The sequence below is a fragment of the Psychrobacillus sp. FSL K6-2836 genome (assembly GCF_038003085.1).
In the GTDB taxonomy this organism is placed as follows: domain Bacteria; phylum Bacillota; class Bacilli; order Bacillales_A; family Planococcaceae; genus Psychrobacillus.
In genome coordinates, this window is record NZ_JBBOOM010000001.1 from 1,334,487 (window position 1) to 1,348,833 (window position 14,347).

Below are 14,347 nucleotides of genomic sequence, written 5' to 3' on the forward strand. Positions count from 1 at the left end.
GAAGTTATGTACTTTTAATCTATAACCCATAGGTTTCAATAGTTTTATTAACAAAAAAATGTAACAGGAATCAAGCTCCTGTTACATTTTTTCATTTAGTTCCAGATTGATGTTACCCATTCTGGGTGGTCGATGAATGGGTTGCGGTTTCCTTGCCATTTTTGAATGATGTTATTGCGATTGCGTTCGAATTCATCGACTGGGTCTTGCTCGTGCCATTTTAGTAGGGTTGAAAGCTTTCCGTGGTAGGGTGCGCTTCCATTGCCGAGTTTTTCGTTTAGTTCTAAGTCTACTTTATCGCCTTTTTCATAGCGTGTTGCCATGTAGAAGAGGATACGTGCTACATCGCCTTTGACCCGATTTGGTGGCTCAAAGGAGTTAGAAGCTCGTTTACATTCGTCGCAATTGTTTATCGGACTACCACCGTTATCAAAATCTAAGTTTCCTCTTGAGCTATTCACTTGAACGTCTGTAGGTCTAAGATGGTGGACATCAGTCCCTGGTCCTTTACTTGTACCGAAGTTTCCATGGGATTTTGCCCATGTGTGCTCACGGTTCCAATCCCCTACATTGCCTCCGTTACTGCTTTTAGAACGAGATTTTCCAGAGTAGAAAAGGATAACATTATTTTTATTATTTGGATCTTCATCTGTCTCTTTAAGCGCATCCCATACTTGTGAATACGAAAGTTCGGTATGGTCGTCAATTATTTCATGTAATGCAGTCTTTAACGCTAGGCCTTCTTTACCAATAGCATCTTTGTAATAGTCATCAGTAGGTGAGCTAGCGGAAGTTACAAGGACACTGAAGCTTGTTGTTACACTTTTCTCACCATCTGAAGCAGTAACTCCTACAATATAGCTTCCTTCTGGTAGCGTTAGTTTTAATGTAGCGCCTTCTATCGTTCCTAATGTGGAAGTAAAGGTTAGAGCTTGGTTTTCTGGGTCTGTGAAATGATCTGTCAATAAGATCGAAATGGAATCTCCAGTTTTAACAGATTGGTTAGGAATATTTTTTTTTACCACTGGTGCTTGGTTTTCACCAGGTAAAGAAGGAACCACAATGGGTTCCCCTTTTGAATTTGTAATTTTAATGTTTTTGCTATCTGCACCATTAATAAATTCAAATTCTTGAATATTTTCAGCGCCTCTTATTTCTTTTACGTTTGGCCCATCAATGATTACTTTTTTAACATTTGTGCCTTTGAAATCCATAATTGCATCAGCTTGGTCTGGTTTAATCGTTACAGTTTGCTCTGCAAAGCCTTCTCCATGGAATTCTGCATAAGCACTCGTTAACTGAATGCCTTCTGTGATTTCTGATGCATCGTCAAGTGTGATGGAAACGCTAGGTTTACCGATAGTTAGTTTCTTTGTTTGAAGATTTTTGATGTTGTATATTTTTTCAGCTGTAATCGGTGTAACAACATCTTCTCCAAATAGATCAATTTGGACCATTACTGGATCGTGGTCACTAGCACGTCCTGCCATATCGGTAAAGTCTGCATTAATATGAAGAATGTCGATTTTCGTTTTATTTTCTAAGTTTTTAGTGACTAAAATATGATCTAGTACTTGCGAGTTTCCTTGGTATAGGTATGTGTATCGATCTGACGTTTCCACTTTGTTAATCATGTTTGTCATATGATCACCTTCGTGAATTAAAAGGGCATCGGCAAATTGATAATCGTTAAAGTCACCTAGGGATACAACATTTGCTTCTGGATTTTTCGTTTTAATATCTACAACAAAGTCAGAAACGATTTTTGCAATTTTTTTACGTTGGATTTCACTGTCGTATTTTGGTGGTTGAATGGATCCGAATAATGGTGTATCACCAGATTTGGAATTCCAATGATTCGCAATGACGACGACACTTTCACCTTTAAAGTCAAATTGTGCAGCTAATGGTTTACGGCTACTATCAAATGCGTTATTTGTTGGATCGATACGGCCTGGGTTAAGCGTTAGCTTTCCATCTTTGTAACCAACCGCAGTAGTCGCAGTTCCTGCATCAATACCTTCTGTCAATTTTACTCGGTCTGGATTGTATAGGAATCCAACACGGATATTTGCATTTGGTGCACCGCCATCTTGGTTATTTACTGGGTCAATATTCACGTATTCGTAGTCTGCTCCTCCAGCATTCTTAATCGCAGCAATAAGTCTTGCATAGCTTTGATCTGCCTTTGAGTCTCCAGAGCTTTCTCCGTTATTATCTTGTACTTCTGTGACACCTACAATATCAGGACTCTGCATATCCGTAGCAATTGCTCTTGCTAATTTACGTGCTTTGTCGTCCGTAGTGGATGTTTTGTTATTCGAGAAGTTTTCTAAGTTATAAGAAGCAATTGTTAATTTATCCTCTTCTTTCACAATTGTTGTTTTTTCAGGTGTTGCAGTTCCTTTTGTATGAGCAGCTTTCATGTCATTTAAAGCGACATAGATTTTAAAGTTTTGGAATGAATAGCCTACCACTCCAGTAATCGGCCCTGTAAATTTGTCGCCAGTTGCTACTTCAAAATCACGACCAGGTCCATTTGGTTCTAATCGGAATTGCACGCGATTTGGATTTTGATTGTCCTTTTCATATAAAACTCCGCCATGAAGGGAGTTTGTTGGAGCGTTTTCCAAAACGGTAATCAAGTCGCCATGCTCTTGAGGTGCCACCGCTTTTACATTCCCAACTTGCACGCGCATTCCTTCGATACTTTCCCAAAAATCGATTGCGTCCACAGTTGGATTGAAAACTGTAAGATTGTCGCTATCAATTATAGTTAGAGACATTTTGGATTCATCGATTAAGATTGGAGCTGGTAAAGCTACGCCACTTTTAATGACTTCCACTTTTCCACCTTGGTCATTTCGAACATTGATTTGAGTTGTTTTCAAATCTGTTGTTTGACGATCAGCATACCCATCGTATGCATATTCACTTACTTTACCAGTGACTGATACTAAATCTCCTACTTTGATCGGCCATGTGTTTGTTCCGCTGTATAGTACAATGGCTTCAGAAGTATTAGGATTTGTATCCGCTAGCTCATCCGGTGTTTGGATATGATAGTAGGTTGCACCATTTAATAAGAATGAGTAAGTAACTACTCCTTGAATGCCTTCGACTGTTTTATTGTCAAAAGAAGTGAAGTGTCCTGCCCCTTGGATATCATGAATTTGAAGACTGTCCGTAATTGTATAATCGAATGATTTTACTTCACTAAAAGTACCATCTTCTGTTTTTACGACTGCTTTAAGTGTTGAATTTTTTGTGATAGTAATTGGAGATTCATATTTTGCACCAAATTCAATTGGATCTTTTCCATCCACTGTGTAAAAAATCTCCGAATTTGCCGTAGATGTGGATAATGTTACTGTTGTGCTTCCAACAAAAGTTCCACTTCCCGGGTTGGCTGTAACAGGCTGTATGATGGAGCTATCCGCCACAATATCTGAAACAAAGCGCGGGATAATTTGATAAGCTGCATCAAACTGTTGAACAATACCAGTAACGGATTCGTACGTATTCCCTACTATTAAACCTAATGAGTTGTTCTCATCACGAACGATGAACTCTGTAGTACCATCTGTTGCTGTATAGTTTCCAGCATTTACTGAAGTTAAGGTAATTTGTTTTGCTTGAACAAGAAGTGATTCATTGTTTTCATTTACTTCTGCTCCTGTAACAACCTTAGGAGTTGGAGCTCCTACATTTTCAGACTTCTCAACAATCGTTGCACCGTCTAGTTGAAGAAGACCACGGAAATCTGCTAATTTACCAGTAAGTGTTACCTCATCACCTACAGTTGCAGCTAAACTTGTCGGACGTATTGCAATACCGCCAGTTGCATCTTGAACTGAAATTGTATTTTTCAAGTTTGCAGCTACTATCCCTTTAACAGTAACGGTTTGACCAAGAGCTGTATTGCGTGCTTCTGCAATGGACAACGCCCCAGTTTCACTAATCACTGTATAAGAGAATGTAGAAATTTGACTGTTTACAAAGCCCTCTTTTATTGCAATTGCTTTTATCGTCATGTCTTGGTCGATAACAATTGGATTTTCATATCTCATACTTGAATCAGATGGATCAGTTCCATCTGTCGTATAGTAGATGGAAGCTTCTTCCGTGTTAGTAGCTAATGAAACTTTCGTGCCTACAGGAACAGACGATGATGGTATTGAAACTGTTACAGCTTCTACCTGAGTTTCTCCAGGATCAGGGTTACCAATGTCCATTGTATGAGAGCCTAAGTTTGAAGAATCGTCTTTTGGTAATGTCGTCCATTCTGCTGGATTAAAGGCGTCATCGATAATTGTGTCTCCAGCAACAATATTACTGTTTCGGACAAGTGTTACATCTTTTCCATAGTCTGCAGACGAACCAACTTGCCCAAGGGAATCAATGATTGTACCTGATTTTTTTAATACGACAGGGTCATTTCCATTGAAATTAATGACGGTATTGTTTGCCTGGTCTCCCTTACTTTGAATATCTGCATTTGCATCATTATGATATAAAACATACGTATCATTATTAGCTAAAGTACCGGTTAACGAGACTTTATTGGCTGATGCAGCTGCTCCATTTGTATGAAGTTCTAGTGAATAAGCGCTTAAATCCACTGTAGCCCCTGTTCCGTTGTAAATCTCAATTGCCTTATTAAAACTGCTACCTTCTATATACTCTGAAATTATCAAATCGGATGCATTCGTAGCTGCCACTGCAACTGGTGGTAATGCGGGAGCAACGATTCCTGCTACTAAACTTGCGGATAAGAAGGTATTTATTTGCCTTTTCCATTTCCTTTTTCTCATCTACATAATTCTCCTTTGTATTTTAGCAATTTTCATAGAAGTTAAGTTGAGTATTAATACGATTAAAATATCGTATCACCAGAAACTGTGACGCCGTCGAAAGATATATTTTTCGAATTTATTTCTGAAAGGTCTAGATTGCCTTCCACTGTTATATTAACGAATGACAGACTTTCAGTTGATGTTCCTTTTATTGTTAAATTTCCTTTTATCACTGCATTACCTAGACTTGCAATATCTGCAACCGTTATAGTCACGTCGCCATTGTAGACTTTTGGTGCTTCAATAGTGCCTGAGAAATCATCCTCATCAATATCTCCACCAGGGTATTCATTGTTTGGGTCTTCATCTTTCACGTCGACAATGCGTCCTTCAACTATTGGATCAACGTTGACTAGACTTACAAGGTGGTCACGGAAATTTTCCCAATCGGATAGACCTAGATCCGTTACTCTACCTTCTGCGTAGGCTTTTGCTAATACCGTATATCCATCTCCGCCTTTAGCAGTGAAAGCGTTTGTAGCAATGGTATACTTCTCAGCATCTTGGATTTCAGTGTAGTCACCTTCTGCATTTTTATAAGCAATGGATACAACACGTTGTCCAACCGGCTTAGACGAATCATACTTTACTTTTGCACCTGATACATGAAGGAATCCTCCATTTTCACGTGGAAGTTCTTTGAAGCTAATTTCAAATGTTGCTTTTATTTCTGCTCCTGTTAATTCCATCGTTGCTAATGTATTTCCGAATGGAAGCACCGTAATTACTTCACCTACTGTAATAGGTCCCTGATCAATCGCTGATCTAATCCCTCCACCATTTTGGAATGCCATAACTACATTTTTGTTGTACACTTTTGCTTTACTAAGCATGCCATCTGTAATTACATTTCCTAGTGGTGTTTCGTTGCTACGAACGCTCACATTACTATTTGCGTTAGAACGTGGATTTTCTAAAGCATTTACAGCAATTGCACCAGTTTCTTCGTCAGATATTTCGGCAATTCTATCGGAGTATTTCTTTAATATTTCCGCTGCTGCAGGGTCTGCTGCTTTATCCGCAACTTTTATTAACTTTCCTGCATGTCCAACAATAACTCCGTTTTTGTCGAAAGTGACATCCAATGTTCCAAGGAAATCAGCGTATTGGTAAGCTTGCACAATAATTGTAGGCTGAGCATTTTTGCTTACTAAAACTGGTTTGTCTAGTTGTGTATGACTATGTCCACCGACAATAACATCGATGCCTTCGACTGCTTTAGCAAGTTCCATATCATTGTCCACTGCTGGATTGTCATCATAGCCTATATGTGTGATGGCAACGATTTTGTTAACGCCCATTTTTTCAAACTCAGCGACCATCTTTTTCGCATCGTCAATATAGTTAGAGAAGGTAATATTTCCTGGGCTTGAAATGTCTTTCGTTTCGGCAGTTGTTAAACCGAAGATCCCGACTTTCTCTCCATTTACTTCCTTAACTATTCCTGAATAAATATTGGCTTTCTCAGGTTTTTCTGCAATTTTCGTATTGAACAAACCTGTAAACAGCTCGTCTTTAGAGAAGTCAACGTTTGCAGATACAAATGGGAAGTTTGCTGCTTTGATGAAATCTGCTAATGCCTTGTGACCTTCAGGAGATGAACCAAGATCGAACTCGTGATTACCAAACGTCATTGCATCGACTTTCATTAAATTCATAAATTCTAAGTCGGCCTGTCCTTTAAATTCATTAAAATAGAGTGTTCCTGAGAAAACATCCCCTGCATCCAATAGCAGTGAGTTCGGTTTAGTGGCACGTACTTCATTTACCGCTGTCACACGTTTTGCAGCATTATCCAAGTGAGCATGTGTGTCATTGAAATGCATGATGGATAATTCGAAGTTTTTATCGTCTGGTTTTGTTGGTGGAGTGGTGTTACCGCCTCCACTTCCACCTCCGCCAGTGGATGGTGGTGTTACTGGTTTAGCATCCGGGTTCGCAACCCCATTAATCTTTGCGATATTTGCCTTTACTTTGTCATAGTTTGAAATGATATCTTTTGCTTTTGTTCCAGTAGGTAGAAGAAGATCGCCGATTTTAGCATTTGTGCCGAGTGTGACTTTTGTATTTTTTGAATGGACTTTAAGTTTTTCAACTATAGCGTCTACTGTGACTGAGGTAGTTCCCTGTTTTATCTGGAGTGATGTTAATGTTATGTTTTTAATCGTGATGAAATTGCCATTAGTTGAAAGTTCACCGTTAAACTTATCGCCTTTTCCATCCAGAACGAGGTAATTGTTAGTCGTACCGCTCGCTTGCATTTCAATGTCGCTAATATTTTCGATTCCCTTGTCTTTCACTGTGTATTTTATATGTGACCCTTTCAATATTGCTAAATTGGATTCACTTAAGATGTTAGCGAAGCTTTTAGGTATTGCGTATGTTCCATCTGAGACTGTTAGTGCATTATTAGATATGTTTTGTATTATAATTGCTTCTTGTTTTTTGGTAAGTTCCGTTCGGTAAATAAAGGAAGCTGCTTGTCCACGTGTAATATTTGCATTTGGATCATACTTGCTTGCCGTCTTACCGGTTGTGATTTTATTGGCAAATAAAGTTTGAATATAATTCGCATGCCATTCATTGTTTTTCACATCATCAAATGGTAAATTACTATATTTCTCTTCTTCAAACTTAAAACCTTTTACTAGTATCTTAGCCATTTGAGCTCGAGTTAAATTTCCATCAGGATTGAATGTATTATTTTCATAGCCTTTTAAAACGCCAGCCTCGACAAGCGCAGCAATCGCCTCATAGTTTGGATGGCTCTTGCTTACATCTTTGAATCCAGGATTTTTTACGTTTTTTGTATCTAATCCTAAAGCAAGCGCCATTATTTTGGCTGCATGTGCTCTGCTAATGTTTTCAGACGGTCTAAACGTGCCATCTTCATAACCGGAAATTATTCCTCTGGCTGTTAAATTCTTCACAGCTTCATAGAAATGCTGAGATGCTTGTACATCGGAGAAGGATTTTTCATTCACATCCGCTGCTAATGCATTAGGTGGTGACAATGTTACTAGTGATCCAGTTGCTAAAGCCATTGCCAGCGCTGCTTTATACGTCCGTTTTCTTAGCTTTCTTCTTTCTTTCATAAACTAGCCTCCTATTAATCTATAGTCGCATTGAGGGACTGCCAAATTTCCTATACCGTCCACTATATGTTAGGTATTAGAGAAAGATTCCAAAATACTTGTGAGATAGATTCTTCGTTTCTACTTCTAGGAGTTGTTGAGATTTTGCAGGTATTCTATTTAATTTTCATTTCTTGAATTGGTTGAGTTCTGGGGATGGGGAATTTTGTGGGGTGGTCTCTCGTATGGGGGGCATGCTCTCTCGTATAGAGGTGGATTGCTCTCGTATCAAGGGCTATCTCTCTCGTTCAAGAGATGCTCTCTCGCATAGAGGTGGATCGCTCTCGTATAGGTGGTGATCTCTCTCGTATGGGGGGCAAGCTCTCTCGTTCAGGAAATGTTCTCTCGGATAGAGGCGGATCACTCTCGTATGCTGGGGTATCTCTCTCGTTCAGGAGATGCTCTCGTATAGAGGAGGATCGCTCTCGTATAGAGCTGCGGATCCATATAAAAAAAAGAATCGATTAGATCGATTCTTTTCCTATTTGTTAGTGTAGTGCTCGGTTGATAAAGGATGCGAATTGTTGTCTGGTTACGGTGTTATTTGGACGATACGTATTATCTATCGTGAAACCAGTCGTGATTCCTCGGGTATATAGTGTATTAATTTCTTTATAGTATGGATGGGTTGGGCTGATATCTTTAAATTTATGTTCGGTAATGCCTTGCAGCTTAAATCCATTTACGATTGCTTTTGCCATGACGTCGCGTTTCATCGGTTGGAAGGCATTGATTTTTCCATTTTGTGGTTCAATTATGCCATATCGGATTCCGGTTGCAAGTACTGCGTAGCCATAGTCTCCTTTTTTCATATCGGAGACGTTCATTGTAGCTGACGCTGATGCATTAATTCCTAGTGATCGTAAAATCATCTCCGTTGCTTGTACACGCGAGAGTGTTCCAGTTGGATAGAATTTACCTTTGGATCCTTTAATAACTCCTAGTTTATAAAGAGATAACATATCTTGATAGGCTGCATTTGACTTACTGACATCTGGAAAGAATGGCACCTCTCCGATGATGGCATAGTTGGAAGCAGACGTCTTCTTAAATGTCTTAGTTGAGGCTACGACGGGAATCTGCTCGGCAATACCAGTTTGATCCTTTCTACCTTCTGTGAATATTGCTCTAATTGTATACGTTCCATTCGCTAGCTTTTTAGGCAATGAAAGCTGGAACTTTTCATTGCGTATTCTATAACTAGATTTGTCAGGAGATAGTCCAGGTATATATATTTTTTGGCTAGTAGCGATTGTTTTTTCATTCGAATCTAGAACTTCGATATGGACTGTACCCCGTGCTGGAACATTGCCTTTATTTTCGGCAGTAACTGTACTGTACACAACAAAATCATTTGCTCTTTGATACGCTGAGACATTACTTTGCGTAAGGGAGACATTATACGTTCGTTTTACTTCGGTTGTATGTGGCTCTGTAACCCAGTTTAGGGAATGTTTTAAGAATACTTGTCCATCCTGGTCCCCGGTTGTCTTATCCCAGCTCTTTAAATTTCCACCTGTTATGTGGTCATACATTTTAAATCCGCTATATACCATTCTACCTTTGCCATATTCTACTGCATATGCAGCTCCTGTTGATCCTTTTTTAACAGTATTAGGTTTGTCAGTTGCTGAGTAATTTGTATATGTTAGTAGTGGTGAAATGGCTTTGTTCCATGGTTCAATTACTTCAACCCAATCCCCAGCTGGTCTTGTATTAGTAAAGGATAGACTGATTTTACCAAGTTCTTTATATGTGTTTGTTAAAATAGGATGTTTGTTTGAAGTATTTTTAACTGTAAAATTCGTTAACTGGACATCATCTATAAAACGGGAAGCAAAAACTTCAGTTAGATTATCCCATTCCCATATCCAGGTCAATGTGTCGTAGATAAGAGGTGTTCGATCATTTTTTAGGACGGTGTCCATATGAGCGGACTCGTTACGGGCAGTTCCAAATGCGAAGATAGCTCCTCCACCATCTTGTATATATAATTTCACGTTTTCACGCTCTTTTACATTCATCATGACCGTATATGGGAATACTATCGCATCATATTTACGTAACTCACTTAAACTCTTTAACTCCGTTTCCGTAATTTTAGAAACTTGGAATCCCTGAGATTCGTACAGATGATAGAGTTTATCTGCCTTATCACTTGTGAGACTCCATTTTTTAATTTTTGTATATGTATCGCTTTGTCCGTGATACAGAATTCCTATCTTCTGTGGATTTGTTTCTGCAGCAGCTTCCTGTGTAGCTGTCATCCATCCGAATGAAAGGACAAGTATGAATGTAATGATATATTTCATCATAAAACCTCTTTCTTTTGCAAGTCGTTTGCCTTTCTTCTATTATACATTGTAACTAGTGAAAGTTAGCAGGTTAACATTGAGTTTTGAATTGCGCAGAAATTCCTGGCTCTCGACGTCTCGGCTTTCGTATGCTGGGGTGGCTCTCTCGTATAGAAGTAGATCTCTCTCGTATGAGCGGTGACCTCTCTCGCATAGAGGCGGAGCTCTCTCGTATGAGTGGCAAACTCTCTCGTTCGGGAGATTCTCTCTCGTATAGAAGTAGATTGCTCTCGTATGAGCGGCGATCTCTCTCATATAGAGGTGGATCGCTCTCGTATAGAAAGTGTGGCGGGTACTTTTATTAAGTTTCTAATAGGAAGTAAAGTATTTTGGAAGCTGATGCGCTTGTTGCATTTGCTTGAGGTGCAAAAACTTGTTGATTTCCATTCAATACGTCCATTTCCCTACTCGACTACTTTTCAACTGTGTAGCTATGCTATAATTTGAAGGGATTAATATGATTAAAAGGAGTACATATATGCCAGAACAAATTTTTGAGAAATTCAAGCAGTGGCTTCGCCCAGAGTGGAAGTCTGCATTTATGGCCAGTATTGTTATTGGCTTTTTGATTCATCTATACGCATTTGTCAATTATTTACCTAATCATGATGGACTTATTAATATTCATAATACGCAATTGAAATTTCAATTAGGGCGTTTTTTCCTCGGTCCCTTTAGTGGAATTAGCTCCTATTTTGATCTGCCGTTTGTTATCGGTGTATTGTCTATCCTATATTTAGCGGTAACAGTCGTGCTGATTGTAGAGATTTTAAAGCTTCGGAAAACCTTGTCCATTTGGTTAACAGCTGGTTTGGTTGTAAGCTTTCCAACGATTGCTTCGACGTTTTCTTATATGTTCACTGCTGATGGGTATATGATGGGCTTTTTACTTGCTGCCCTAGCTATTCTAGTGACACAGAAGTTTAGATATGGCTTTATAGCAGGAGCTTTCATCTTCTATTTGTCGGTCGGAATTTATCAGGCCAATCTTCCACTTGCACTAACTTTAATCGCGTTAGTATGGTTACAGGATCTTTTATATGGGAATAAAAAGATGAAAGTAATTCTTAGTAAGTGGATTAGCTATGTATTAACGATTGGTGTCGGTATGATTCTTTATGCAATTACATTTAAAATCTATCAAACCTACTTTGCAGGAGAGATTTCCGATTATCAGGGTTTAAGTGAAATTGGGGCCGGATCCTTGAGCCTGTCATCGGCTTTTGTAGCTATAAAGAATTCCATGGTGGCCTTTTTCTTTGGAGGTTTCCAGGCAGATACAGCAATGACTTTCTTGGATGTATTGAATGTCTTCTTAGTAGTTGTAACTATTGCCGGTTTTATATGGGCATTACGTAAACGACCAATTGTGCATATTATACTTGCTGTTGGCATTTTCGTTATGATGCCAGTGCTTTCTTATTGTATGTATTTCGTCTCGCCTGGTGTGGAATATCACATGCTGATGGTGATGGGACTTGTTAGTTTTTATGTGCTCCCGATTTTATTTTACGATCGAATGGTTCGTGAAAAAGGATTTGGACAAGGGGTAGCTTGGGCTACTGTTATCGTACTTGGGTTGACCGTGTTTAACTTTGGACTAATCGCGAATATTTCTTATTTTAATACGACACTGAAGTATGAGAAATCCATTTCCTACGCTAATCGAGTGTTGGACCGTATAGAACAAACTGCTGGTTATGAAAACGTAACGAAGCTTGCGATATTTGGAACATATTATTTGAAATCTGAGTTGGGCTCTTCGACAATACCCGATAGACTTCCATCAATGACGGGTGTTATTGGCGAAACTATGCTTGCTCAGCCTTATCATTATCAGTATTTATTTGCCAATGAGTTTGGTGAATCGTTCCACTTAGCGAGTCCAGAGGAGAAACAGACTATTCAAGAGACCGAATGGTTTGCTGGCATGCCTACTTGGCCGCATCCCGCTTCGGTTCGAGTCGAAGGTGATATTATAGTGATAAAGTTAAATAAATAAAGGACGTGGATTCAATGGGTACTATAAAAAAAGCAATTATTCCAGCGGCAGGTCTAGGCACACGGTTCCTTCCTGCCACAAAGGCGATGCCGAAAGAAATGCTTCCAATAGTAGATAAGCCAACCATTCAATATATAGTAGAAGAAGCAATTGCATCAGGTATTGAAGATATTATTATCGTAACGGGAAAGCATAAACGCGCCATCGAGGATCACTTTGACAACGCATATGAGCTAGAAGCAAACTTGTTGGAGCATGAAAAATTCGACCTGTTAAATAAAGTACAAGCTCCATCCACTGTGGATATCCATTATATTCGTCAAAAAGAACCGCTGGGGCTAGGACATGCCATATGGTGTGCACGTAAATTTATAGGCGATGAACCATTTGCAGTGTTACTGGGAGATGATATCGTGTCCAGTGAAGTGCCTTGTCTTGCCCAGCTGATCAACCATTTTGATGAAGTACAAAGTAGTGTTATCGGTGTGCAAAAAGTGCCTTTAGAGGATGTTCATCGATACGGTATTATAGACCCGATCAATGCAGACGACCGTTTGATGAGGGTTCGTCAATTTGTGGAGAAGCCTAAACAAGCGGACGCACCTTCCCAATTTGGAATTGTCGGCAGATATATTTTAACACCAGCTATTTTCTCTCTATTAGAAGACCAGAAAATAGGAGCTGGTGGAGAAATTCAATTGACCGATGCTATTGAGCGATTGAATAGAAGTGAACCAGTGTATGCCTATAACTTTGAAGGTAAACGCTATGATATTGGTGAACAACTTGGTTTCATCGATACGACTATTGCTTTTGCTTTAGAAAGACCAGATTTGCGTCAAGGTGTAGAGGATATTTTGAAGAAATATGTGAAATCACTAGTGTCTCATTAATCTCTTTTTGTGAGCAAGATAAGGAGTATTTAAATGGCTAAGAAACGCATTTTTTATATGGATTATGTAAGGGCTATCGCAATTATTGGTGTTTTGGTAATCCATACAGCTGCACCATATGCAACAATGTACAACAAAGTCGACTTTTGGGTTTGGGAGTCTAGTATTATTTATAACTCGCTAGTTCGATGGTGTGTTCCATTATTCTTAATGGTAAGTGGGGCTTTACTATTAGGTAGAAAAGAAGAATCCTTGACCGATTTCTTTACTAAACGGGCAAACAGGATTATTGTCCCTTTCCTGTTTTGGTCTGTTTTCTACTTTGCATGGAGGCACTTCCATTACGGCGCTGAACTTTCTATTACAAAGATGATCTCTCAAATGCTGAACAATGGTACGTATTATCATCTTTGGTATTTTGCCGCTTTGATCGGGATTTATTTATTAGTTCCTATTTTTAATGTATTTGTGAATCATGCATCTCGTACTTTAGTAGGATACCTCGTACTTTTGTGGATAGTCGTATATGGAGGATTCCGCTATTATTCGTTTATCGTTATCAATGAAGTCAGTACTTATTTCCCATTAACGGAGTTTATCGGCATGTTTTTAATGGGCTATTACTTTTCTAAATTCGAACAACCTTTAAAAGCACGAATCATTATTTATCTACTAGGTATCATTGGTGGAATTGGCACTATTTTACGAACAAACTCTTTCGCACACGATCAAGGAGGCTTTTCTAGCTACGCCTTTTCGTACTCCAGTCCAGGAGTCATCGCCATGTCGATTGCATTGTTTGTTTTCATCAAATATGCCATCACACGTTGGAGTGAAAAAAATACTGATTTTCAAACCGGTAAGGTTATTAAACTCATCTCTGCAACAAGCTTCGGCATTTATTTGGTGCATCCGGTGATATTGGATTTGGTAAGACCTTACTTTCACGAAGGATTGGACATATACATCCACCCAGTTATAGGGATTCCGTTGCAGACCTTTATATTATTAGTGATTTCTGTAATTATTAGTTGGGTTATTGGTAAGATTCCTGTGTTGAATAGAACTATATGAGATTTTGGGGAAAGTGAGCGGTTTGTGCTCGCTT

The 14,347-nt window shown here is 39.0% G+C and carries 6 protein-coding genes; 3 read left to right on the forward strand and 3 right to left on the reverse strand.

Annotation, left to right across the window (positions count from 1 at the left end; genetic code table 11):
• Positions 1-95: 95 nt before the first annotated feature.
• The 3 genes from MKY37_RS06190 to MKY37_RS06200 form a co-directional block, all read right to left on the reverse strand.
• Complete coding sequence (locus tag MKY37_RS06190) at positions 96-4,814, reverse strand: endonuclease (RefSeq protein WP_340774951.1); 4,719 nt, start codon at positions 4,812-4,814, stop codon at positions 96-98.
• Between the two features lie 62 nt (positions 4,815-4,876).
• Positions 4,877-7,951, reverse strand: a complete 3,075-nt coding sequence (locus tag MKY37_RS06195; RefSeq protein ID WP_340774953.1) for an S-layer homology domain-containing protein — start codon at positions 7,949-7,951, stop codon at positions 4,877-4,879.
• Positions 7,952-8,478: 527 nt separating this feature from the next.
• Positions 8,479-10,302 (reverse strand): S-layer homology domain-containing protein, encoded by a 1,824-nt coding sequence (locus tag MKY37_RS06200; RefSeq protein ID WP_340774956.1) that lies wholly within the window; start codon positions 10,300-10,302, stop codon positions 8,479-8,481.
• Between the two features lie 520 nt (positions 10,303-10,822).
• Here MKY37_RS06200 and MKY37_RS06205 point away from each other — a divergent pair.
• From MKY37_RS06205 to MKY37_RS06215, 3 genes are read left to right on the forward strand one after another with little or no spacing between them, the layout of a single operon-like run.
• Positions 10,823-12,346, forward strand: coding sequence for a glucosyltransferase domain-containing protein (locus tag MKY37_RS06205; RefSeq protein WP_340774958.1), 1,524 nt, complete (start codon positions 10,823-10,825; stop codon positions 12,344-12,346).
• A 14-nt stretch (positions 12,347-12,360) separates the two neighbouring features.
• Positions 12,361-13,239 (forward strand): UTP--glucose-1-phosphate uridylyltransferase GalU, encoded by an 879-nt coding sequence (gene galU / locus MKY37_RS06210; protein WP_340774960.1) that lies wholly within the window; start codon positions 12,361-12,363, stop codon positions 13,237-13,239.
• A 33-nt stretch (positions 13,240-13,272) separates the two neighbouring features.
• Positions 13,273-14,313 (forward strand): acyltransferase, encoded by a 1,041-nt coding sequence (locus MKY37_RS06215; RefSeq protein WP_340774961.1) that lies wholly within the window; start codon positions 13,273-13,275, stop codon positions 14,311-14,313.
• Positions 14,314-14,347: the final 34 nt, after the last annotated feature.